This is a genomic window from Tissierella praeacuta (genome assembly GCF_040396155.1).
Taxonomy (GTDB): domain Bacteria; phylum Bacillota; class Clostridia; order Tissierellales; family Tissierellaceae; genus Tissierella; species Tissierella praeacuta_A.
Genome location: NZ_JBEBOY010000021.1, coordinates 1 through 22,500 on the forward strand (window position 1 = coordinate 1; position 22,500 = coordinate 22,500).

The 22,500-nt window shown below is 29.4% G+C and carries 27 protein-coding genes; all 27 read right to left on the minus strand.

Annotation, left to right across the window (positions count from 1 at the left end; translation table 11 throughout):
- Nucleotides 1-176: 176 nt before the first annotated feature.
- Nucleotides 177-1,055, minus strand: coding sequence for a MurR/RpiR family transcriptional regulator (locus tag ABWP20_RS10975; protein WP_353095848.1), 879 nt, complete (start codon nucleotides 1,053-1,055; stop codon nucleotides 177-179).
- Nucleotides 1,039-1,602, minus strand: coding sequence for a 2-oxoacid:acceptor oxidoreductase family protein (locus ABWP20_RS10980; protein WP_353095849.1), 564 nt, complete (start codon nucleotides 1,600-1,602; stop codon nucleotides 1,039-1,041). The genes ABWP20_RS10975 and ABWP20_RS10980 overlap by 17 nt, the downstream gene beginning before the upstream one ends.
- 2 nt (nucleotides 1,603-1,604) lie before the next feature.
- Nucleotides 1,605-2,426, minus strand: coding sequence for a 2-oxoacid:ferredoxin oxidoreductase subunit beta (locus tag ABWP20_RS10985; protein ID WP_353095850.1), 822 nt, complete (start codon nucleotides 2,424-2,426; stop codon nucleotides 1,605-1,607).
- A 1-nt stretch (nucleotide 2,427) separates the two neighbouring features.
- Nucleotides 2,428-3,564, minus strand: coding sequence for a 2-oxoacid:acceptor oxidoreductase subunit alpha (locus tag ABWP20_RS10990; RefSeq protein WP_353095851.1), 1,137 nt, complete (start codon nucleotides 3,562-3,564; stop codon nucleotides 2,428-2,430).
- A gap of 2 nt (nucleotides 3,565-3,566) precedes the next feature.
- Nucleotides 3,567-3,767 carry a 4Fe-4S dicluster domain-containing protein gene (locus ABWP20_RS10995; RefSeq protein ID WP_503012536.1) on the minus strand — a complete coding sequence of 67 codons (201 nt, stop codon included), beginning with the start codon at nucleotides 3,765-3,767 and terminating at the stop codon, nucleotides 3,567-3,569.
- Between the two features lie 177 nt (nucleotides 3,768-3,944).
- Complete coding sequence (locus ABWP20_RS11000; RefSeq protein ID WP_353095853.1) at nucleotides 3,945-5,345, minus strand: oxaloacetate decarboxylase subunit alpha; 1,401 nt, start codon at nucleotides 5,343-5,345, stop codon at nucleotides 3,945-3,947.
- Nucleotide 5,346: 1 nt separating this feature from the next.
- Nucleotides 5,347-5,931 carry a tRNA 5-(aminomethyl)-2-thiouridylate-methyltransferase MnmM gene (gene mnmM, locus ABWP20_RS11005; RefSeq protein ID WP_353095854.1) on the minus strand — a complete coding sequence of 195 codons (585 nt, stop codon included), beginning with the start codon at nucleotides 5,929-5,931 and terminating at the stop codon, nucleotides 5,347-5,349.
- Entirely contained in the window at nucleotides 5,921-6,325 is a 405-nt protein-coding gene (locus tag ABWP20_RS11010; RefSeq protein WP_353095855.1) for a GNAT family N-acetyltransferase, read from the minus strand. Before ABWP20_RS11010 ends, mnmM begins: the two co-directional genes overlap by 11 nt.
- A 17-nt stretch (nucleotides 6,326-6,342) precedes the next feature.
- The gene (locus ABWP20_RS11015; RefSeq protein ID WP_353095856.1) at nucleotides 6,343-7,050 is read right to left on the minus strand and encodes a pseudouridine synthase; all 708 of its coding nucleotides are present in this window, start codon (nucleotides 7,048-7,050) and stop codon (nucleotides 6,343-6,345) included.
- 77 nt (nucleotides 7,051-7,127) lie between these two features.
- On the minus strand, nucleotides 7,128-8,228 hold the full coding sequence (locus ABWP20_RS11020) for a D-alanyl-D-alanine carboxypeptidase family protein (protein ID WP_353095857.1): 1,101 nt from the start codon (nucleotides 8,226-8,228) through the stop codon (nucleotides 7,128-7,130).
- Nucleotides 8,229-8,311: 83 nt separating this feature from the next.
- Nucleotides 8,312-8,743 (minus strand): GerW family sporulation protein, encoded by a 432-nt coding sequence (gene ytfJ / locus ABWP20_RS11025; RefSeq protein ID WP_353095858.1) that lies wholly within the window; start codon nucleotides 8,741-8,743, stop codon nucleotides 8,312-8,314.
- Complete coding sequence (locus ABWP20_RS11030; RefSeq protein WP_353095859.1) at nucleotides 8,697-9,272, minus strand: DUF2953 domain-containing protein; 576 nt, start codon at nucleotides 9,270-9,272, stop codon at nucleotides 8,697-8,699. Before ABWP20_RS11030 ends, ytfJ begins: the two co-directional genes overlap by 47 nt.
- Nucleotides 9,273-9,341: 69 nt before the next feature.
- Entirely contained in the window at nucleotides 9,342-9,887 is a 546-nt protein-coding gene (gene scpB / locus ABWP20_RS11035) for an SMC-Scp complex subunit ScpB (RefSeq protein ID WP_353095860.1), read from the minus strand.
- Nucleotides 9,888-9,890: 3 nt separating this feature from the next.
- On the minus strand, nucleotides 9,891-10,634 hold the full coding sequence (locus ABWP20_RS11040) for a segregation and condensation protein A (RefSeq protein ID WP_353095861.1): 744 nt from the start codon (nucleotides 10,632-10,634) through the stop codon (nucleotides 9,891-9,893).
- Nucleotides 10,635-10,644: 10 nt separating this feature from the next.
- Nucleotides 10,645-11,232: a site-2 protease family protein gene (locus ABWP20_RS11045; protein WP_353095862.1), complete on the minus strand. Its 588-nt coding sequence runs from the start codon at nucleotides 11,230-11,232 to the stop codon at nucleotides 10,645-10,647.
- Between the two features lie 88 nt (nucleotides 11,233-11,320).
- The gene (locus ABWP20_RS11050) at nucleotides 11,321-12,481 is read right to left on the minus strand and encodes a D-alanyl-D-alanine carboxypeptidase family protein (protein ID WP_353095863.1); all 1,161 of its coding nucleotides are present in this window, start codon (nucleotides 12,479-12,481) and stop codon (nucleotides 11,321-11,323) included.
- Nucleotides 12,482-12,577: 96 nt separating this feature from the next.
- Nucleotides 12,578-13,888, minus strand: coding sequence for a pyrimidine-nucleoside phosphorylase (locus tag ABWP20_RS11055; RefSeq protein WP_353095864.1), 1,311 nt, complete (start codon nucleotides 13,886-13,888; stop codon nucleotides 12,578-12,580).
- A gap of 14 nt (nucleotides 13,889-13,902) precedes the next feature.
- Nucleotides 13,903-14,721 (minus strand): purine-nucleoside phosphorylase, encoded by an 819-nt coding sequence (locus ABWP20_RS11060; protein ID WP_353095865.1) that lies wholly within the window; start codon nucleotides 14,719-14,721, stop codon nucleotides 13,903-13,905.
- An 11-nt stretch (nucleotides 14,722-14,732) separates the two neighbouring features.
- Nucleotides 14,733-15,620: a site-specific tyrosine recombinase XerD gene (gene xerD, locus ABWP20_RS11065; RefSeq protein WP_353095866.1), complete on the minus strand. Its 888-nt coding sequence runs from the start codon at nucleotides 15,618-15,620 to the stop codon at nucleotides 14,733-14,735.
- Between the two features lie 33 nt (nucleotides 15,621-15,653).
- Nucleotides 15,654-16,277, minus strand: coding sequence for a stage II sporulation protein M (gene spoIIM, locus ABWP20_RS11070; protein WP_353095867.1), 624 nt, complete (start codon nucleotides 16,275-16,277; stop codon nucleotides 15,654-15,656).
- 65 nt (nucleotides 16,278-16,342) lie between these two features.
- Complete coding sequence (locus tag ABWP20_RS11075) at nucleotides 16,343-16,885, minus strand: NUDIX hydrolase (RefSeq protein ID WP_353095868.1); 543 nt, start codon at nucleotides 16,883-16,885, stop codon at nucleotides 16,343-16,345.
- A complete protein-coding gene (locus tag ABWP20_RS11080) occupies nucleotides 16,886-17,980 on the minus strand; it encodes a DUF3866 family protein (RefSeq protein ID WP_353095869.1) in 1,095 nt (364 codons plus the stop codon).
- On the minus strand, nucleotides 17,980-18,795 hold the full coding sequence (locus tag ABWP20_RS11085) for a phospho-N-acetylmuramoyl-pentapeptide-transferase (RefSeq protein WP_353095870.1): 816 nt from the start codon (nucleotides 18,793-18,795) through the stop codon (nucleotides 17,980-17,982). The genes ABWP20_RS11080 and ABWP20_RS11085 overlap by 1 nt, the downstream gene beginning before the upstream one ends.
- Nucleotides 18,796-18,799: 4 nt before the next feature.
- The gene (locus tag ABWP20_RS11090; protein ID WP_353095871.1) at nucleotides 18,800-19,492 is read right to left on the minus strand and encodes a glycosyltransferase family 2 protein; all 693 of its coding nucleotides are present in this window, start codon (nucleotides 19,490-19,492) and stop codon (nucleotides 18,800-18,802) included.
- Nucleotides 19,493-19,507: 15 nt separating this feature from the next.
- On the minus strand, nucleotides 19,508-20,377 hold the full coding sequence (locus ABWP20_RS11095) for a copper transporter (RefSeq protein WP_353095872.1): 870 nt from the start codon (nucleotides 20,375-20,377) through the stop codon (nucleotides 19,508-19,510).
- 11 nt (nucleotides 20,378-20,388) lie between these two features.
- Entirely contained in the window at nucleotides 20,389-21,510 is a 1,122-nt protein-coding gene (gene steA / locus ABWP20_RS11100) for a putative cytokinetic ring protein SteA (RefSeq protein WP_353095873.1), read from the minus strand.
- A gap of 176 nt (nucleotides 21,511-21,686) precedes the next feature.
- A complete protein-coding gene (gene spo0A / locus ABWP20_RS11105; protein WP_353095874.1) occupies nucleotides 21,687-22,496 on the minus strand; it encodes a sporulation transcription factor Spo0A in 810 nt (269 codons plus the stop codon).
- Nucleotides 22,497-22,500 lie beyond the last annotated feature (4 nt).

Consider the following 22,500-nt stretch of genomic DNA (forward strand, 5'->3'; position numbering starts at 1 on the left):
TAAAAGATTTATGTTTCTATTATTCATTTTTTAAAAATAGTTTCGCAATTACTTAATAATATTTGTATTTATTTATATAATATAATAAATACTTGAGATAATAAAGATTATCATTTATGATAACATTTATTATGATACTAATCTATAAATAAAAACGATATTTTTAAATATCGTTTTTATTTATCTTTGCTATTTACATTAACGTCATATACATTATATTTCTTCCAAATATTCTCTAAATCTTCAAAAGAAGATGTAATATCATTTTTCTTTTCCATACCTATAGCAACTATCAAAGCATTTATTAAACTCATAGGGGCAACCAATGAATCTACAAAGGAAAGCATATCACTACTAGCTATTAGGGAAATATCTGCATATTTTGCTGCTGGTGAAATTAAACTATCTGTTATACTAATAATTTTACAACCTTTTTCCATACAAAAATCTAAAGCTTCAAGTGTTCGTTTTGAATACCTAGGATAACTAATGCCAATTATTAAATCCTTTGTATCTGCCTTTAACAATTGTTCAAATACATCATTAGGTCCTGATGTAATAACATTTACACCTTTTATTATAAAGCTAAGATAAAATCCCAAATATCCTGCTAGAAATGAAGATGATCTCAATCCAAGAATATATATATTTTTAGCATTAAGTATCAAATCAATTGCATCTTGAAAAGTTCCATGTCCTATTTCATTTATTGTTTTATCAATATTTTCCATATCCTTTTCCATGGCTTTTTTTAATGCATTCTCTTTATTCGAATACTCATTTGCCATTGTAAGCCTTTGTACAGTCGTAAGTTTGTTTTTAATTAATTCATGTAGATCTTTTTGAAGTTCCCTATATCCCTTATATCCTAAAGTATTGGCAAATCTAACAACAGTAGATTCACTTACATTAACAGTTTCTCCAAGAGCTGCAGCAGTCATAAAAGCTGCCTTATCATAGCTATTAATAATGAACTCTGCTATAAGTTTTTGTCCCTTACTTAAATTGTTGAAATTATTTTGAATGTTTTTAATAATATCAACATACGTCTCCATAGCACTCTTCCTTATGAGCCTTTATTAGATTGAATCCCTCTTCTAAAGCCTTTTTATTTAATTCTTCCGTTCCCCTAGGCACTCTATCACATACTGCTCTTTCAAGGGATTCTTTAGTTACTATTTTCGTTAATTCATATATACTGCCTAAAGCAATAATATTAGCTACCATAGGTTTATTTAGCTTATTAGCTGCCGTTTCTAATATAGGTACTTTATATATAGTAATGTCATTTCTATTTGGTATATTACTTAGAGATTTATCTATAATTAACGTTCCGCCAGGTTTTAGTGATTTTATATATTTATCACATGCAACCTGTGTAAGTGTAAGCATTATATCACAATCATTTACCTTAGGGTAATTAATTTCATCTTTGCTGATTATTACTTCTGCTTTACTAGCTCCTCCTCTAGCTTCTGGCCCATAGGATTGAGATTGAACTACATTCATTCCATCATATAAAGCAGCTTCAGCTAATACAATTCCAGCTAATATAAGTCCTTGCCCGCCAGAACCCGTTAGTCTTAATTCTTGACGTACCATATTTATCTCTCCTTTGAAAAAGATTCAATTATTTTTTGGTATTGTTCAACATATTCCGGTCTAGTATTTTTATACAATTCTCCAATAACAAATTTGCCTTTTTTTTGCTCATCAGTTAATTTGTCATAGGCTGCAATATTTATACCATTTTCCTTTAGATAATTCATCATATCTACTGCTTCACCTTTTTTATTCTTTCTTCCATAATAAGTTGGACAAATTGTTGCAGCTTCAATAAATGAAAAACCTTTATTCTTTATTCCCTCTTCTACTTGTTTAATTAGCATATTAGCTGTAAATACAGTACTCCTGCTTACATAAGTAGCCCCTGCTGATTTAGCAAGCTCACATAAATCAAAATTAGCATCAATATTTCCATATGGAGCAGTAGTACCTTTATCCCCAGTAGGCGTTGTAGGTGAATATTGCCCACCTGTCATACCATAAGTATTATTGTTGAACACAACTGTAGTAATATCTATATTTCTTCTAGCAGAATGAATTAAATGGTTTCCACCAATAGCAGAACAGTCTCCATCACCGGTTATAACAATTACATGCAACTCTGGATTAGCTAATTTAATACCAGTAGCAAAAGCAAGTGCCCTTCCGTGAGTAGTATGTATTGTATTAAAATCCAAATACCCAGATGCTCTTGAAGAACATCCAATTCCAGATACTATACAAACTTTATCTTTATTTAATCCTAAATTATCTATAGCCTTAACTATAGCCCTTGTAACTATACCATTACCGCATCCAGGACACCAAATATGTGGTAAATTTTCAGTTCTAAAATATTCGTTAACTAATTGACTAGGCATTTTAAACCTCCTTAACAAAAGAAATAATTTCTTCTGGAGTTATAAGCTCCCCATTGACCCTACCATATTTCTCTACTTTAACATTTTTTCCAGCAACCCTATCTACTTCTAAGAAATATTGACCCTTATTCATTTCTACAACTACTATACGCTTCACTTTATTTGACAAATCAGCTAATTGCTTTTCTGCTAAAGGCCAAATAGTAATAGGTCTAAATAATCCAGCTTTTACTCCTTCTTCTCTTAAAGCATCTACAGCTGATTTAGCAGAACGTGCTGTAGAACCAAATGCAACTATAGCAATATCTGCATCATCTAATAGATATTCTTGCACTTCTACAATATCATCTACATTATCTTCTATTTTATTTATTAATCTATTAATTAAAGTCTCCGCTATTTTCTCATTTCCAGAGGGAAAACCCGACTCACTATGTACTAGACCTGTTACATGGAATCTATATCCTTCACCAAATCCAGCCATCTCAGGAACAATATCCCCTTCCTTTACTTTATATGCTTTATACTCTTCCGGCGGACAATTTGGTTTTTTTCTATTATATATTTCAATTTTATCTTCATCAGATAGTTCTATTTTTTCTCTCATATGTCCAATTACTTCATCCATTAAAAGAATAACCGGAGTTCTATATTTTTCAGCTAGATTAAATGCCCTAATTGTTGTTTCATAGATTTCCCTTACTGACCATGGATATAAAGCTATAATGGAATGATCTCCATGGGTTCCCCATCTAGCTTGCATAATTTCACCTTGAGCTGGAGCTGTAGGTAAGCCTGTACTTGGACCTCCTCTTTGAACATTTACAATTACACAAGGTGTTTCAGTTATTACTCCATATCCTATACCTTCTTGCTTAAGTGAAAATCCAGGTCCGCTAGTTGCTGTCATAGATTTCGCTCCTGATATAGCAGCACCAATAGTAGCAGAAATACTGGCTATCTCATCTTCCATTTGAATAAATTTTCCACCAATTTTTGGTAACCTCTCAGCTGAAAGCTCAGCGATTTCAGTAGATGGTGTAATAGGATATCCTGCGTAGAATCTCATACCTGCAGCAATAGCCCCTTCTACACAAGCCTCATTGCCTTGCATTAGTTTAATCGTCTTTTCGGTCATCTTTATTTCCCCCCCAAATAAATAGCAAAATCCGGACATCTAAGTTCACACTGTCCGCATTGTATACATGCGTCTAGGTCCTTAATATTAACCTTTCCATCCTTTATTTCAAGTACATTTTTGGGACAAAATGCAACACAGATGCCGCACCCTTTACACCAATTCTTATCTACCGTAAGAGACTTTTCTGTCTTTATCGACACTTTCATTTCCCCCTTATGATGTATTTATTTCTTAATATAATAATATCAAAACAAAATATTTATTGCAAGTTTTATTTCATTTTTAATAAATTTATATTTATTTTGCAAGTTTAACTTCATATCAATGTCATATTAGTCACATTTATAGTATTAAAAAACGAGCCTTTAAGGCTCGTTTTAAACTGGATATGTTTTAAATTCTTCATTTAGTAATTCTGAATCTATTTTATATTTTTTAGCTTGTCTTTGTTTAAAAAATTCTATAGCTATTTGTGGGAATAAAGCATAAGTTAATATATCTTCATCCTGTTCAATATACTGTTTTATCTCGCTTCTAAATTCCTCTAATTGTGGTTCCATTAAATCAGCAGGTCTACCTGTAAATACTTCTTCATTTCCAATGATTTTTTTCTTAATCTCCTCTGATATAGGTAATGTTGGTTTTCCATATAGACCTTTTACATAATTCTTCGCCTCATTAGGTACCATTTTATATCTCTCTCCAAGAATTACATTAAACACTGCTTGAGTTCCAACCATTTGGCTCATAGGAGTTACTAAAGGCGGATATCCAAAATCTTCTCTTACTCTAGGTACTTCTTTTAAAACTTCATCAAATTTATCTTCTTTACCTTGACTCTTTAATTGTGATACTAAATTAGATAGCATACCGCCAGGAACTTGATATATTAATGTATTTACATCAACATTTAATACCTTAGTATTAAGTAATCCTTCCTTTAAATATTTATCTCTTAGTCCTTTAAAGTAATCAGATACTTCTAATAGTAATTTCATATCAATATTATCAGGATAATAAGGTGATCCTTCTAAAGACGCAATCATTGGTTCAGTTGCAGGCTGAGAAGTACCATTTCCCAGTGGTGATATTGCTGTATCTATAATATCAGCTCCAGCTTCTATAGCTTGCATATAGGTTTGGTTTGCTATTCCACTTGTAAAATGGGAATGTATTTCTATTGGAACCTTTACAGCCTTTTTCATTTCTTTAACTAATTCTTTAGCTGGATATGGTAAAAGAATTCCAGCCATATCTTTAATACATATTGAATCTACTCCCAATTTCTCCATATCTTTAGCCAAGTTTACATAATATTTTATATTATGTATAGGACTTGTTGTATATGAAATAGCTGCTTGAGCATGTCCACCATATTTTTTTGTTGCTTCTATTGATTTTTTTATATTTCTAATATCATTCAAAGCATCAAATACCCTAATAATATCTATTCCATTTTCAATTGATTTTTTTACAAATTCTTCAACTACATCATCTGGATAATGCCTATATCCTAAAAGATTTTGACCTCTTAATAACATTTGTAATTTTGTTTTTTTAAATACTTTTCTAAGTGCTCTTAGTCTTTCCCATGGATCTTCATTTAAAAATCTTAAACAAGAATCGAAGGTAGCTCCTCCCCATACTTCTAATGCATAAAATCCAACATTATCAAGTTTTTCTGCTATGGGTAGCATATCTTCTAATTTCATTCTTGTTGCTATCAAAGATTGATGAGCATCTCTTAATGTTGTGTCTGTGATTTTTATACCTGCCATTTTAGTCCCTCCTAGTTTTAGATTTCTCCACTCCATATAAAATAGGTGGATAGTTTCTTTGATTGATAAAATCATATTTTATTACATTATATTTTTTTTGATCGAGCCCTTTTAAAAATTCCTCAACTCCATTCTTTTCCTCAAGCCCACCCTCATGACCTATGTAACAAGTAATAAGAATTATTCCATTATCTTTTAATAAATTAAGTGACTTTTCTAAAGACATTAGAGTTGTATCTTTAGTAGTTTTAATATTTTTATTTCCCTTAGGTAAATATCCTAAATTATAAATAATCAAATCTATCTTTTCATCAATATATAAATCAATATTTTCATGCCCATCCCCTATTAATATTACCCTATCCCTTAGGTTTTCACAAGTCAATTTTTCAAATGTTATCTTTAAGGCTTCCTCTTGAATATCAAACCCATAGACTTTTCCACTTGATCCTACTAGTTCAGCCAATAAAACTGTATCATATCCATTACCTACAGTACAATCAATTACAGTTTGTCCTTCTTTTACGCATTTATAAATTATATCTCTAGATATTTTCAAAGTATTTACTATTTCATTATAATTCATTATATCCTCCACAACATTTACAACCTTTACTAAAAAAATCAGATATACTCAGCTCTAGATGACTCTCACAATTTAGTATAAAGCCTTTCTTTAGTAAATAATCATTATTTGAACTAGAATAAATCTTTTCAATACCTTGATTATAAAGTTTATTTAATATTGCTCTGAGAAGCCCATCTCCTATTTGTTGATTTCGCTTATCCTCTCTAATTACCAGGTATTCTATTATCCACTTTTTATCCTTTTCTAAGGCCTTTCCCACACCAATCAGTTCATTATCATCTAATGCTATATAAATAATACCTTCTAGGACCAAATCCCTAATTCCTTCTTTAGCTAAAAATTCCTTTATTTCATTAAACTCATCTACTTTACAATTTTGCAACACTAACATATCTTCACCTACTGTAACTAAAGTTTTTTTAAGTATTCTATCTCATCATTCTCTAGATATCTCCAATTTCCTATATCTAACCCACCAAGCTCTAATTCACCCATAGCAATCCTCTTTAATTTCTTAACAGGATGATTGATAGCCTCGCACATTTTCTTTACCTGTCTATTTCTTCCTTCATGTATAGATATATCAAGAATAGATTCAGTTTCATATCTCTTGGCTATTTTTATATAAGCGTCAGCAGTAGGCCTGCCATCAATTATAAGTCCACTCCTAAACCTTTCTAACTCTCTTCTATTAGGAACACCCTCTACAATGGCTATATATCTTTTTTTGATTTCTTTACTTGGATGAGTAAGTTTATAGGCCAAATCACCATCATTAGTTAAAATAAGAAGGCCTGTAGTGTCTGTATCCAGCCTTCCCACAGGATAAATCCTTTCTTTTACTCCTTCAATTAAATCTGTCACTATCTTTCTATCTTTTTCATCCTTTAGAGTGGTTACAAATCCTATAGGTTTATTTAACATAATATAAACCTTTTTTTCTTCAGCTTGAATACGTTTATCGTTAACTTTAACTATATCCTTATTTGGATCGACAACAGTACCTAACTCTGTAATCACCTTATTATTTACTTTTACTTTGCCTTCTACTATTAAAGTTTCTGCCTTTCTTCTTGAAGTTACACCACATAATGCAATATATTTTTGCAATCTCATTTTAAAGCCCCTTTCAACATCTAGTACTAATATATTACCTCTTTTCAATTAGAAAGTAAATTCATATCGAGTATATATTATTTAGATTTGATATTATTAAAGAATCTTTCTACAAGATTTGTTCTCTTTATAGAAGATTTAGCTATTAAATCACTTTTATCTACTAATTGACCGTCTAAATATGTGCATATATACCCTATTTTATCTCCTTTCTCTATAGGCGCTTCAATATCATTGGGAATATCAACACTAATTTTTACTTTTTCTCTTTCTCCTTCTTTTAGAGGATAAAAAAGACTTTTTTCAGTAACTAAATTAACATGTTCTTTATTTCCATTACCTACATCAGCTTTTTTAATGAACTGCCCTTTATCATATATAAAAGATTGTTTATAATTATCAAATCCATAGTCTAATAATTTATAATTATCATTAAACCAATCTCCAGCTCTAAGACATACTGCTATAAGTCGCATTCCATTCTTATTTGCTGATGAAACTAGGCATCTACCTGATTTAGTTGTATATCCAGTCTTAACTCCATCTCCTCTCTCATATTGCCATAAAGTTTTGTTTTTATTATAAAAATAATTATTCTCCACCCTATCTGCAAGATGTGATTTAGATCCTACAATATTAGCAAATTCCTCATAGGAAAATGCTGCCTTTGTTATTAACGCTAAATCGTAGGCAGTTGAATAATGCAAATCATCATGTAACCCATGGGGGTTCTTAAAATTCGTATTTAATGCTCCTATTGATTTCGCCTTTTCATTCATTAAAGATACAAAATCATCTATATTCCCACTGATATGCAGTGCTATAGCTTCAGCAGCATCATTTCCCGATCTTAACATCAATCCATAAAGCATATCTTTTAAACTAATGACTTCTCCTTCTCTCAAATATATACTAGAGCCTTCTACGCCTACAGATTCATTTTTAATAACTACTTTATCATTTATATTTCCTTTTTCTAACGCAACTAAAGCTGTCATAATCTTTGTTGTACTTGCCATTGGCATCTTTCTATGGGCATCTCTTTCGTAAAGAACTCTTCCGCTCTCACTATCTATTAATATACAGGATTCCGCACTTAAATTTAAATTTTCACCATATACTATATTTGAACTTAAAATAATTATAAATATTAAAGCTATATATTTATGTATTTTCATCTAATAACCTCCTTTAGTCTTTATTAATTTAAAAGAAGCAAGATATGCATCCTGCTCCTAATATAGAAAATAATTCATAATCTCTACTGCATTTCATTATAATTTACATTTTCCTGAGTATTAGTATTGTTATTTTTATTGGCAAAGGATTGTTGTAAATTATCTGTCATTTTCTCAACAAATCCAAATAGGTTTGTTAATGCACTGCTACCTTCATCTACTGTTAATAATTTTATTTGTTCATTACCTACAACAATAAAGCCTACTGGTGATACAGAAACACCTGCCCCACTTCCTCCACCAAATGGAAACTCTCCATCTATTATATTATTCTTTCTATCTCTATTGAATTCACTACCACCTGATGCAAATCCAAATGATATTTTAGACACTGGTATTATTACAGAACCATCTGCTGCATGTACAGCATCTCCTACAATAGTATTTACATCTACCATCTCTTTTAAGCTATTCATTGTAGTTTTCATTAATCCTTCTATTGGATGTTCTGGCAATACTATCACCACCCTTTCTCATCTTTAAAATCTTAATATACGCAGTAATAATATAAACCAAATTTACTTTAATTATACATAAAAAAAATAATTCAAAAGTATCTTGATTAAATATTGGATTGACCTGTAAATCTTTATTATCAATCCTATATACATGGAATCTATTAAGAAAATATGCAAGTATACTATTTGCTATAGCCCAAACAATCCCTACTGATACTCCTACTAAACTTGCCTCTTCAAATCCAATATTAATTTTAATAAGCAGTTTTTTTATAGTTCCTTTATCAATAAGATATTGAAATAAATCAACTGGATTTAGTTTTTTATTAATCTCTCTATTATTAGTTTTACTTTCCTTAATGTGATTCATATCTGAGCTAATAGTTTTTTTAATAAGGCCAAATAAATATGTAATAACTATTTGATAGTTTGAACTTTGATTAAACTCATAATAAACTTTAATTTCAAATGGCGTCAAAAATATAAGCAAACATAGCAATAAAACTAAAAGAAAAACATATATCATAGTATCACTTCCTTTGTGACTGATATCTATATATTTCCAAAAAAAAGAAAAATAATACTAAATTTAGTATTATTTTTCCATATTCATATTATCTATATCATCTGAAATCTCATTTAATGGAGGCAAACTCTCCAAATTTTCTAAACCAAAGCATCTTAAAAAAACATCCGTAGTGCCATATAATATTGGCCTGCCTACCCTTTCTAAACGCCCTTTCTCAGCAATCAAACCTCTTTCAACTAATGTTTCTATTGCCTTGTCACATCTCACGCCTCTTATAGCCTCTATATCCGATTTAATAATAGGTTGCCTATAAGCGATAATTGATAAAGTTTCCAATGCTGCATTTGATAAATTCTTTGTTACCTTCGGATTCGATAATTTTTTAATCCACTCAAAATTCTCTGGTCTAGTTCCTAATTGATAAGAAGTATTTATCTTTATTATTTTAATTCCCCGCATATTATAATCAAATTCATCTATCATTTCTTGCATAATATTAGATAATTCTTTTTCACCAATTTCCACAATTGATGAAATATCCTTAATATCTAATGGATCTCCCCAAGTAAATAATAAAGATTCAATTATAGATTTAAGTTCCCTACTATCCATAAATTACTGCTCCTCTTCTCTTTTACTAATAATTAAATCAGAAAAATCCTCTTCTTGAATCACATTTATATATTTCATTCTAATTAGTTCTAAAACCGATAGAAAATAGGTTATAACCTCTTTTTTAGTGGAATTTTCGTCAAGTAAAGAGCTAAACTTTAACATGTCAGATATATTAAGTTTTTCCCTTATATCTTTCATACATTCCTCTAGCGTATATTCATCTCTTTGTATTTCATTAATATCTAAAACCTTATTTTCCTTACTTTTTTTTTCAATAATATTACTAAGAGATTTTAATAATAGTTCTATATTCAATCCCTCAAGTTCAAATTCTTCATCTTCAAAATCCATTAAATCTTCTTTTGGTTTATAATAAACTCTTGATTGAATAGTTTCAAGCGTTCGTAATTCTTCCACAATATTTTTATATTTCTTATATTCAACTAATCTTCTAACAAGCTCTGCCCTAGGATCTACCTCTTCCATTTCCAGCTGAGTATCACAAGCACTGACTTTATTGGGAAGCAGTAATTTAGATTTAATCTCTAATAGAGTAGCTGCCATTACTAAAAATTCGCTGGCTATATCTAAATTAAGTTCTTCCATTTGCTGAATATATTCAATAAATTGTTCAGCTATAAGATTAATTGGTATATCATATATATCTATCTCTGCCTTGTCAATAAGATGAAGCAATAGGTCCATAGGTCCTTCAAATGCATCTATTGTTATTTTATATTCCATATAAATACTCCTATCCTATCATTAAAATTAATAAATTTAATGCAGCATCTATAATAGGCCCCATTATTCTATCTATAGTATTAGTAGCTATAAGAATTACAAGAATTACATATAAATACTTTTCATATTTATAAAAATAATACTCTAATTTATCCGGAAGTAAAGATGCAACAATTTTAGAACCATCTAATGGTGGAAAAGGAAGTAAATTAAATATCCCCAGCATAATATTATACCATAAAGTTATAAAAAGAATTTTAAAGACTATGGCATTAGTTATTATATTCAAAGATAAAACAAAACCAATGATAATTGCAATTATAAAATTAGATAATGGTCCTGCCAATGATACTAAAATAGTATCTCTCCTTCTGTTTTCAAAATTAAATGGATTTATTGGAACAGGCTTGGCCCAACCAAATTTAAATACCAGCAAAAACAGGAACCCTCCTAGATCCACATGTTTAAGGGGATTTAGGGTTAACCTTCCTGCATTTTTTGCTGTATTATCTCCTAGCCAATATGCTGCTATTCCATGGGCTAGTTCATGAAATATTATAGCTATAAAAAGTCCTGGTAAATTGTAAATAATATTCATCTTAATCCCCTTTTCTAATAACCTATACTATAACATTATACAACCTCGACCCATTAAAGTCGAGGTTATATAAAATCTTTACTCAATTTTATCTTACACTCAAATAATTTTTTATTGTTTTATTTAGCATATTAAATAGATTAGCTTTTTCAATATTTGTTTTGGAAACTAATTTCACTTTATCAACTTCTTTACCATCAATACTAATTACAATCTCACCAACTTCTTCTCCAGCCAATATAGGTGCATGTAATACATCAGGCAGGATTACTTCTTTATCAACCTCAGCCTTTTCTCCTTTTGGCAATAGTATATGAGAATCTCTAGAAAGCATGAGATCCGCCTCATAAACTTTGCCTTTCTCTACAGGTAATGTAGCAATAATGTCGCCTTTTTTTCCTATGGTCATAGAATCATAGTTTGCAAAACCATAGTCCAGCATTCTTTTGGCTTCATCAAATCTAAGCTTGGAATTGTTTACTCCCATAATAACAGCAATTAACTCTAAGTTCCCTCGCTTAGCCGATGCAGATAAACAAAATCCAGCCTCATTAGTTGAACCTGTTTTAACTCCAGTGGCTCCATCATATTCTTTAATTAACCTATTGGTATTTACCATAACCTGAGTACTGGATTTGTTTTTTCCTACTTTCATTTCAGTCATATAAGTAGTTAACCATTCGTGAACCCCTTCATGTTTTAGCAGCTCTTTAGACATTAACGCCACATCATATGCGGAAATATAATGATCATCAATTGGCATACCACTAGCATTGCGAAATTGAGTATTCTCCATACCTAAGGCTTTAGCTCTTTCATTCATCATTTTTACAAAAATATCTTCAGAACCAGCAATATGCTCTGCTAATGCAACGGCAGCATCATTGGCAGACCTAATAGCAATAGCCCTAAACAAATCTTCTACAATTTGCGTTTCACCTGCTTGTAAAAAAACAGTTGAACCTTTTACTTGCGAAGCATGTTCGCTAACCATTACCTTATCATCTAATTTAATTCTACCAGAATCTACTGCTTCCATACCTAATAGTAATGTCATTACTTTAGTTATGCTGGCAGGAGCCAATCTATCATTTTCATTTAATTTATAAATTATAGCCCCCGTATTAACATCCATGAGTATTGCCGACTTAGCATTAACCTTTAAATCAGTCTCAGCATAAGCTCCCAATGGAATAGAAGTGATTAATATTAAAAGCAATAATATAATGGATACAAGTCTTCTTCTCAACCTATTACCTCCATTCATGTATTTGCTTTTATATTATCCACAAAATTCCTTAGTTATACAGGGTATTAACGAATTACAATAATTGGTTATAAATAATTAAATATGATTTATTTCTTTATAAATTAATTTTTTATTGTTAATGTTTTTATCGCCTATAAGAAATATTTCCTGCAGAATTTTTTCAACATCTTTAGCTTTTTCTAAATCATTAGCATGAATATAAGCTAAAGTTTCATTTATATCAACTTTATCATCTACTTTTTTATTTAAAATAATTCCAACTGATAAATCCAATTGAGATTCAATAGTTTCTCTACCTGCACCTAAAATTAAAGCAGCTTTTCCTACTTCTTCAGCATTAATGACTTTAACATATCCTTCCTTATTGCTCTTTACTTCCAGAATATATTCAGCTCTAGGCAATAATTCTGTATTTTTCACATAGGAAGTATCACCATCTTGATGTTCAACTAGTTCAATAAGTTTTTCATATGCTTTACCTGACTCTATAACATCAATAAGCATCTTTCTTCCTTCTATTTCATCTGTTACCTTTCCAGCAAGAATTAGTAGTTTGGAACCTAAAACTAAGCATAACTCAAATAAATCATCTGGTCCTTTACCTTGTAAAGTTTCTATAGCTTCTTTTACCTCTAAAGCATTCCCTACAGCTCTGCCAAGAGGCTCATCCATATTTGTAACTACAGCAATTGTTTTTCTTCCATATGCATTTCCAATAGTTACCATTTCTTCGGCTAAAGCAATGGCATCATCAATATTTTTCATAAAAGCTCCAGAGCCAACTTTAACATCTAAAAGTATAGCATCTGATTTAATAGCCAGTTTCTTACTCATAATACTACCTGCTATTAATGATAGATTTTCAACAGTAGCCGTAACATCTCTTAAAGCATATAATTTTTTATCTGCAGGAGTAATATTACCTGTCTGGCTGCAGATGGAAATATTTATATCATTAGTATTATTCACAAATTCATTATTATTTAAAGCAACCCTAAAATCTTTAATAGATTCTAATTTGTCTAAAGTTCCTCCTGTATGTCCTAATCCTCTACCGGACATTTTAACAAATGGCACACCACAAGCTGCAACCATAGGTCCTAAAATCAAAGTTACACTATCCCCTACTCCCCCTGTAGAATGTTTGTCCACTTTTATTCCATTTATATCTGATAAATCAAAAGTATCCCCTGAATTAATCATAGCCTTGGTTAAATCCAATGTTTCTCTTTTATCCATTTTATTAAAATAGATAGCCATTAGCAATGCTGATGCTTGATAATCAGGAATATTCCCATTAGTATAATTTTCTATAAAATAGTTAATTTCTTTCTCTGTAAGAGAATGACCATCTCTTTTTTTCTTGATAATATCATACATTCTCATTGATATCACTCCAATTACATATTATAGATTGTTTCAATCAACAATTTTTCAAAACTATCTTTAACTCTTTTAGATGTTTCTACAACTTCTTCATGATTTAAAGGTTGATCTAAAATCCCCGATGCCATATTAGTTATACATGATATCCCTAGAACTTTAATACCTTGATGATTAGCTATAATTACCTCTGGAACTGTGGACATACCAACAGCATCAGCACCTAATGTTCTAGCTAATCTAACCTCCGATGGCGTTTCATAAGTAGGTCCAGTAAACCACATATAAACTCCTTCTTTAAGATTTAATCCTAATTTTTTACCAGCCTCTCTAGCCAAGTCAATATAATCTCTATTATAAGCCCTTGACATATCAACGAATCTAGGCCCAAATTCATTTAAATTTCCACCAATTAAAGGATTTTGTCCTGTAAAATTAATATGGTCTTGAATAATCATCAAATCTCCAGGAACAAACTGAGTATTCACACCTCCAGCTGCATTAGTTACTATAAGACTATCTATGCCAAGCCCAATCATTACTCTAATTGGAAAAGTAACATCTTTTAAAGAATATCCTTCATAAAAGTGAAACCTGCCTTGCATTGCAACAACAATCTTTCCAGCCAATTCTCCTATAACCAATTGTCCAGCATGTCCCTCTACTGTTGATTGAGGAAAATTAGGTATATCTTCATATTTAATTATCACTGGTTTTTCAATTTTATTTGCCAAATCACCTAAACCTGATCCTAATACTAAGCCTATCTTAGGTAATTTATTAGTCTTTGAAACTATAAAATCAACTGATTCTTTAATCTTTTTTATATAATCCATCTTTTCTCCTCCTATGCTCTTGGATGTGATTTTTTATATACTTCCCTCAATTCTTTATCATTTGATGCAAATGAATATATATGTGTAGTTGATACATCTGAATGTCCCAACATTTCCTGAACAGTCTTAATATCTGCCCCATTTTCCAGTAAATGAACTGCAAATGAGTGTCTAAGTGTATGAGGTGTTATGGTCTTATTTATATTAGATTCCTTTGTATATTGCTTTATTATCTTCCAGAATCCCTGCCTAGTTAATCTACTACCGCTATAATTTATAAAAAGAGGTTCATCTCCTGTGTCTTCACTAGGCCTATATGTAGAAATATAATGAGTTAAAGCCTCTAATGCTAAACTTCCAATAGGTATAACTCTTTGATTTATATCATTTTCTTTAACATTAAGTAAACCCAAGTCCAAATCTAAATCATTAATATTAAGAGATATTATTTCCGATACTCTAAGACCTGCAGCATATAATAATTCCAGCATGGCTTTATCTCTTGATCCCTTAAAATTATTGGGCTTTGGCTGTGACAACAAAATATTAACTTCTTCTGTAGTTAATACAGACGGTATCTTTTTTTCTGATTTTGGTGATTTTAAATTTAATGTTGGATCTTCACTAACCATATTATTATTTAATAGGAACTGAAAAAAACATCTAATTGAAGCTAAATTTCTAGATATAGTAGAAGTTGCTCTTCCATTTTTCTGCAAATTCATTAAATATGTAATAATAATAGTTTTATTTGTTTCTTTATACTCTTTAATATCGTGCTCTAAGAGATACTCTTTAAACTGCAGAACATCTCTAATATAGGCTTCTAGAGTATTATTCCTTAATTTTTTTTCGTTTTTAATATATTCTAAATAATCTATCATAATCCTGTCCGACATTATACTTCTCCTTTGTAATAACAATTTTAAATCTTATAAATTAAATATGATTAAATTTAAAAAATATGAAGTAAAAAATCCCTCTATAAAACATCCAAATATAACAATGAAAAAAAATAATAAAGTTAAAATTGAATAATCTATTATATTTCTATTATGCATTCTACTTCCCTTAGACTTCATACCATATGCAGAATAGGATAACCCAATTGATCCTATAACTAAAAAACTTGGTACTATTATTAAATAATTAGGCAAAAGTCCTAATAATGCAAATGTAAAGCCTTTAATTCCAAACTCCTTAACTAAAAAACCAACTGTAAATCCTATAGCTATACCCTTCCAACAAAGAATTAAAGGGATAATCAACAGACCTAAGCCAATTAATCCCAAAATCCAAATAATAGATACAATTTTTATATTGGATAATAAAGCTATCTTAAATATATCTATAGATTTATACTTTTCTTTTTCAATATACTTAAAAATCCAACTAAAGTGATTAGCAAGACTTAAATTTTCTCTAGGACTCAATCTATTAATGAGTATTGCACCAATAACTACTCCAATCACAAAAAAAATAGTTAATATAAAATATACAATAAAACTATTTTGAAAATGACTCTTACTTAATCTTCTCATTTTTGTAGATATCAATTTACTTCCCCCTTTTGTATACAAGCTTTATAGAATTATTATGCTAAAAAGGAGGATATTATCACTTATTGTTTCTTATCTATATATTTTTTTGCAAAATTAATACCTATAATAGTTTTACTATCGACTATTTCTCCTCTCTCTACCATCTTAACAAGATCATCAATATTATATTTCTCTATGTCTACAAATTCTCCTATATCTGGAGTAGGCTCCCCTTCTATTAAATCAGTAGCTAAAAACAAATATATTTTTTCATTAGAAAACCCTGGTGAAGTATAGAATTCTAGTAGATATTCTAGCTTCTTAGCTTCAAATCCAGTTTCTTCTTTTAACTCTCTTATTGCAGTTTCCCTAGGTTCTTCATTTAATTCTAACTTACCTGCAGGAATTTCTAGCAAAAACTTCTCCACAGCTTTTCTATACTGTTTAACCAATATAATAGAATTATCATCGGTTATAGGAATTATGGCAACACCCCCAGGATGCTCAACTATTTCTCTTTTAGAATATTTTTTATCTGGTATTTCTACTGTATCTACTCTTAAATTAAGTAATTTTCCTTCATATAATTTATCAGATTTCATAGTCTTTTCTTCGAACATCATTTATACCCTCCTTTCCTCAAATAAATTTGCTGTATAATTCCCAACTGCACCTAAAGTAATAAAATAATCTATATCATCCTCTATAGATCTTCCCATAGAAGTTGTTTTTAAATTAAATTTCTCCATTACCATAACTATCTTTTCACCATCTTCAAATATAATATTATGTTTTTCTTTAATTCCAGCCTTTTCAATTTGTTCAATAATATGATTTTCCTTCTCTTGTTCTAAATAAGGCAAAATTAGATTTGATCTAGTATTTGTCATCTCAGATAAAGTAGTAATAGTGTGATGACTAATACCATAATGCCTGTTTCTTTTATCTTTGAAACTAATTCTTGGAACAGAAACTGCCATTCCCTTAAGATTATTTATAGCATCAACTATATGACCTTGTTCTATACCAGTAAATCCATATTTTGTACCACTGCCTACAATCCCTGGTCCCATTGATATTATAGTTACATCACCCTTAAGTATTTCTTTAGCAGCAATTAATCCTGTATATATATTAATACATTCTAAATCTCCACCAAATGCATGACCTATGGTAATAGTCTTGTCTATGATTTTTTTATTTTTTAATTCAGATATAGTATTACTAAAGTATAAAGGTAATGCCCCTCCATCAGTCATGATATAATTAATTTTTATATTATTATTTAAATATTTAATCATAGCTGTAATAGGAGCAATCATACTATGTAAGGTGGCTACAATAAAAACATGATTATCTAATGATTTAAATTCATTAAACACATTGTGATAAGGACTATCTTCCTCCTCTGCTGCCAAACATTTCATTTGATAAGGAGTATATCGTAATTTCATTATATGTCCTGGTCCTTTAGTCTCCATAAATTTATTTCTAAAGTTATACATAATAAAATGATATCCACCAGTTCCTAAGGATAAATCCATAGCTGTAGTATTTAATACAACTTTATCTTCAACATTAACATCACCTGTAAATTCCTTGTAATTTACAGCCTTATAGGTATTACCTTCAACATCAACATTAACTATAGTTAGATGATCATTGTCACTAATTATAGAACTTACAATTCCATTTTTATAACCAATCAAATTTTTCACTACCTCCCAATATTGTCCAAAAATCTTAAAAACTTATTGCTATCAATTATTTTAGAAAAGGAAACCCTCTCTGCCATAATATGAACAATTATAAGTAAAACTAAAATTATACTTCTTACAGTAAAGTCATAACTTGTTGCAGCATATAAACCTAATGTAAATCCTAAAACATTAGAACCTACATCTCCCATCATTACTTTAGCTTTTAAATCCAAAAATATATACGGAATGAGAACACCAAAAAATGAAAATAATATATAGTTATTGTTACCATAATAATCGGTAATTATAAAAGTCAAAGCAATTATCATAAATATTTTAGTTGCTCTGCCAGGCCTTAAATCAAAAAGATTAATAAGGTTAGTAAATAACCCAATTAAAAAAGAATTTATAACAAAATCCCTTAGAGAATTAGAAATATATGAACTAACGACTAAAGAAATAAAAAATCCTAAAGAGGCTTTTATAAACCCAGTTGTAAGTATACCCTTAAAAAAAGCTTTTATATGACCTTTTAATCCTTTTATTTTCTTTTCCCCTGTTAAATCATCAAATAAACCTAATAAGCCGATAAAAACCAACCCCAAAAGATATAATAAATTATAATTATCATCGGAACCAAATAATATTTCTAAAATTCCTAAGGTAATTACTTGAATAAAAATAAATACTATACCCATTGAAGTTGGTATTAAATCAGATTTAAAATTTTCACATACAACATTAGCTTTAAGCAGCATATCAATAAACTTAGGCAATGCAATATATGCTAAAACGAAAGATAATATAAAACTAATTATTTTATAATAACCCATAAATTCACCTTCTAAAATACATTATTATAAATGTTTTCAAAATATCCTTAAATTGTTTTCCTCTATGAATAAATCCCTTTAAATTTCTTTGACTATATCTATGTTTCATATTCACTGGTATCTCTATGATTGAAAATCCATTATTAATTGTTTGAATAGTCATAGCGACTTCTATACCATATCTATCAGGTATATAATCTATTTTATCTATAACTTCTCTTTTATATACTCTCTGTCCAGATAAAGAAGTATCTATTTCTTTCTTAGTAAAGAAATAGACTCCTTTTTTAGCTAACATCTTTACTGCTCCAATTCCTCCCTTTGTATGGGTTACATCACTTCTTTTAGGAAATTTAGCTATAGATACATCAGCTTCTCCACTAACTACTGGTGAAATAAGACCTTCAACTTGTATACTAGTTTCACCTAAGTCTCCATCTACAAATGCAATATAATCATATTCTAAAGTATCTATGGCCTTTCTCATGGCATATCCCTTACCATAGTTACTACCTAAATCTATAACAGATACATTTAATGTATTAGCTACTTCCAAAGTATTATCTTTAGATCCATCATTCACTATAACAATTTCATCAATAGATACTATTTTTTTTAAGCTCTCTACAGTATCTACAATTAAATCAGCTTCATTATATACAGGAACTACACATACAAGCTTTCCTTCTTTTTTCATACTATCTCTCCTAAATTATTCCTTATGAAAATAAGGAATGACACCATTAGCAGTATCTTTAATACCATAATGCCCTCCCGTACCTTCCATAGCTAGTATCATGGCAACTTTGCCTATTATCATATCAACATTATCAACGGTAGATATATCTAAGTCTTTATATCCTGTCATATAAGAATAATTTACATTGGATTTTTCAACACCTAGTATAGGTATATTATGTTTTTTAGAAATATCAATAACAAATCTATCTACCTGATTAATTCTTTTAGAACCATCTTCAAAGCTTCCCCCACAAATAATTAAATAATCAATAGGTTCATCATAATTTCCAATAATTTGAATAAGTCCACTTTTTTCTAGGCTTTGAAATATTGGATTTTCTATACCAGTTATTATTGATTCAGTTATTGTAGAAATAACAGATTCAACTGGATTCTTAACTAAATTAATATTAAGTTCATTGTATAAATTATTTAACTTAGCTTTATCATCTATATTATTATTTAAAGTGGTAACACTCGTTACCTTAGCTCCAGCCAACTCCAAATCTCTACCTATGCCAGAGGTAATATAATCTTCATTAGTTGCAATTATTCCTACATTAAGACCTGTTAATTTATCTTTTATTATAGCTTCATGACTTAGATTTATATATTCATCTTTATATTTACTTTCTAATTCCAATTCGTTAACATCAGACTTAAGTTCCTTGTTTTCATTTATTAATATTTCAAATTGTGATTCCATTATATTATTAATTATATCCTTTTGATCAATAACAAATTCTTGTGTATCTATGGTAAACCCAATAAATATTCCTATACCCAAAGCCACAAAAATAGATACAATCGAAACGATATAAAACTTCATATTAGGTAACATAATAATCCTCCCTAAAGACCTAACCATAATCTAAGTCTAAATTTTAATAATGTCAAAAAAGATTTAGTAATAGGATTGATAAGAATTAATATAAATGTGGGAATAAAAGCAGCTACTAAAATAAATACCAAATACTTTGTCTTAAATGTAGAGCTATAAAGTTTATTTACACCCCTAGCATCAACTAATTTTCCACCTACTTTTAATCTTACTAGGAATGTACTAGACATACCTTTTCTTCCTTTTTCCAAGAAATCAATCATATTTGTATGAGTTCCAACGGCTACAATTAAGTCAGCATTATTTTCATAAGCCAATAAAAGTGCAATATCTTCACTAGTACCAGGAGATACAAATAATTTAGGTACTATTCCAAGATCTTTAACTCTTACTAATCCTGGAGCTCTGCCGTCTGTATATGCATGAACTATAACATCTTTAGCCTTTAATAAACAATCATCTGATACACTATCCATATCCCCAATTATTATATCAGGAACAAGTCCAAATTCCAATAATGCATCTCCTCCACCATCTACACCTACTAATATTGGTTTTACCTCATCAATATAATTTCTAATAGCTATTAAATCTGCTTTATAATCCTTTCCTCTTACAACAACTAAAACATGACGTTTATTTATATTCGTATCAATCTTGGGAATTTCTATTTTCCCAGTAACTAAACTTTTTTCTTTTTTTGCATATTCCAACGTATTTTCAATAAAAGCATCTAATTCTCTTTCTATATTATCATAACCTAATTTCATCAAATCTTCAATAATACTATTATTGATATGATTACATTTTCCAATTTCCCTCCCCTTAAATACAATATTATCATCGATAATCTCTATTTCATCTCCTTCTTTTAAGGAATCAAATATTTCGCTATTTTCCACTTCAAAAATAGGTATATTCTTTTCCATTAAAATAGAAGGCCCTCTATTTGGATATTTTCCACTTATGGTCTTTTCTGTATTTATTACACATGAAATTTTCTTTTCTGCCAATGAAATAGCAGCTATCTCATCTAAATCTTTATGAGATATTATAGCAATATCCTTATGCTCTAATCTATTTACTAGATTCTTCGTCTTTTTATCTTTTTTAATAATTCCCTTTATGTACATAACAACCTCCAAAAATCTATATAACTATTATTGACCAAATAAAATATATTATATTATATCATAAATATCTATTATCATTAAATATAAATAAAATTTTTCTATATAAAAACGACCTTCTTATATAGTTATAGATTCCTAAACTAAATAAAAAGATCGCATTTAATCCATAAGCTTTATTAATAATTTTCAATTAGTTTATTTTGTTCTAATCTTAATTTATCAGCAATAAGTGCTATGAATTCTGAATTAGTAGGTTTTCCCTTATTATTATTTATTGTATATCCAAATAATCTATTTATAGTATCTACTTTTCCTCTAGTCCAAGCTACTTCTATTGCATGTCTAATTGCTCTTTCTACCCTAGATGGAGTAGTATTAAATTTAGTTGCTATACTTGGATATAATTCCTTAGTAATAGCTCCTAAAAAGTCCATATCTTCAACAACCATTGCTATGGCCTCTCTTAAATATAAATATCCTTTAATATGAGCTGGAATTCCAATCTCATGGATAATTTTAGTTATTTGGGTTTCTAGGTTTTTTTCTGTAGATTCATATTTATTTGGCATAAAAATTTCCGAACTTTCTTTAACTCTAATAATATTATCATCAATTCCAGCAACTTGTTTTAATCTCTTCATAAAAATTCTAAAGTCAAATGGTTTAACAACATAATAATGAGCTCCAAGTTCAATAGCCCTTTGAGTAATCTTATCTTGCCCTACTGCTGATAATATTATTACTTTAGGTAGATTTCCTTCTCCATGTTCATACAGTCTTTCTAATACCTCTAAGCCATCTAGATGAGGCATGATTATATCTAATATTAAAACATCTGGTTTCTCTCTATCTACAAACTCTAATGCCTCAATTCCATCTTTAGCTACTCCAACAACTTGAAATTCTTCATAAGATGATATAAATCGGGTTAATATTTCACTAAACTCCCTATTATCATCTGCAATAACAATTTTTATTTTTTTCATTTCT

What these genes read in the sequence shown, in the direction of transcription:
- ABWP20_RS11075 (WP_353095868.1), bottom strand. Translation starts at nt 16,885, where the DNA reads ATGATGTTCGAAGAAAAGACTATGAAATCTGATAAATTATATGAAGGA.
- steA (WP_353095873.1), bottom strand. Translation starts at nt 21,510, where the DNA reads ATGTACATAAAGGGAATTATTAAAAAAGATAAAAAGACGAAGAATCTA.
- ABWP20_RS10985 (WP_353095850.1), bottom strand. Translation starts at nt 2,426, where the DNA reads ATGCCTAGTCAATTAGTTAACGAATATTTTAGAACTGAAAATTTACCA.
- ABWP20_RS10980 (WP_353095849.1), bottom strand. Translation starts at nt 1,602, where the DNA reads ATGGTACGTCAAGAATTAAGACTAACGGGTTCTGGCGGGCAAGGACTT.
- mnmM (WP_353095854.1), bottom strand. Translation starts at nt 5,931, where the DNA reads ATGAATTATAATGAAATAGTAAATACTTTGAAAATATCTAGAGATATA.
- ABWP20_RS11020 (WP_353095857.1), bottom strand. Translation starts at nt 8,228, where the DNA reads ATGAAAATACATAAATATATAGCTTTAATATTTATAATTATTTTAAGT.
- xerD (WP_353095866.1), bottom strand. Translation starts at nt 15,620, where the DNA reads ATGTCGGACAGGATTATGATAGATTATTTAGAATATATTAAAAACGAA.
- scpB (WP_353095860.1), bottom strand. Translation starts at nt 9,887, where the DNA reads ATGGATAGTAGGGAACTTAAATCTATAATTGAATCTTTATTATTTACT.
- ABWP20_RS11060 (WP_353095865.1), bottom strand. Translation starts at nt 14,721, where the DNA reads ATGGATTATATAAAAAAGATTAAAGAATCAGTTGATTTTATAGTTTCA.
- ABWP20_RS11055 (WP_353095864.1), bottom strand. Translation starts at nt 13,888, where the DNA reads ATGAGAATGTATGATATTATCAAGAAAAAAAGAGATGGTCATTCTCTT.
- ABWP20_RS11045 (WP_353095862.1), bottom strand. Translation starts at nt 11,232, where the DNA reads ATGAATATTATTTACAATTTACCAGGACTTTTTATAGCTATAATATTT.
- ABWP20_RS11090 (WP_353095871.1), bottom strand. Translation starts at nt 19,492, where the DNA reads ATGAAAAAAGAAGGAAAGCTTGTATGTGTAGTTCCTGTATATAATGAA.
- ABWP20_RS11010 (WP_353095855.1), bottom strand. Translation starts at nt 6,325, where the DNA reads ATGTTAGTGTTGCAAAATTGTAAAGTAGATGAGTTTAATGAAATAAAG.
- ABWP20_RS10975 (WP_353095848.1), bottom strand. Translation starts at nt 1,055, where the DNA reads ATGGAGACGTATGTTGATATTATTAAAAACATTCAAAATAATTTCAAC.
- ABWP20_RS11030 (WP_353095859.1), bottom strand. Translation starts at nt 9,272, where the DNA reads ATGATATATGTTTTTCTTTTAGTTTTATTGCTATGTTTGCTTATATTT.
- ABWP20_RS11040 (WP_353095861.1), bottom strand. Translation starts at nt 10,634, where the DNA reads ATGGAATATAAAATAACAATAGATGCATTTGAAGGACCTATGGACCTA.
- spo0A (WP_353095874.1), bottom strand. Translation starts at nt 22,496, where the DNA reads ATGAAAAAAATAAAAATTGTTATTGCAGATGATAATAGGGAGTTTAGT.
- ABWP20_RS10990 (WP_353095851.1), bottom strand. Translation starts at nt 3,564, where the DNA reads ATGACCGAAAAGACGATTAAACTAATGCAAGGCAATGAGGCTTGTGTA.
- ABWP20_RS11095 (WP_353095872.1), bottom strand. Translation starts at nt 20,377, where the DNA reads ATGTTACCTAATATGAAGTTTTATATCGTTTCGATTGTATCTATTTTT.
- ABWP20_RS11085 (WP_353095870.1), bottom strand. Translation starts at nt 18,795, where the DNA reads ATGGGTTATTATAAAATAATTAGTTTTATATTATCTTTCGTTTTAGCA.
- ABWP20_RS11000 (WP_353095853.1), bottom strand. Translation starts at nt 5,345, where the DNA reads ATGGCAGGTATAAAAATCACAGACACAACATTAAGAGATGCTCATCAA.
- ABWP20_RS11015 (WP_353095856.1), bottom strand. Translation starts at nt 7,050, where the DNA reads ATGAGATTGCAAAAATATATTGCATTATGTGGTGTAACTTCAAGAAGA.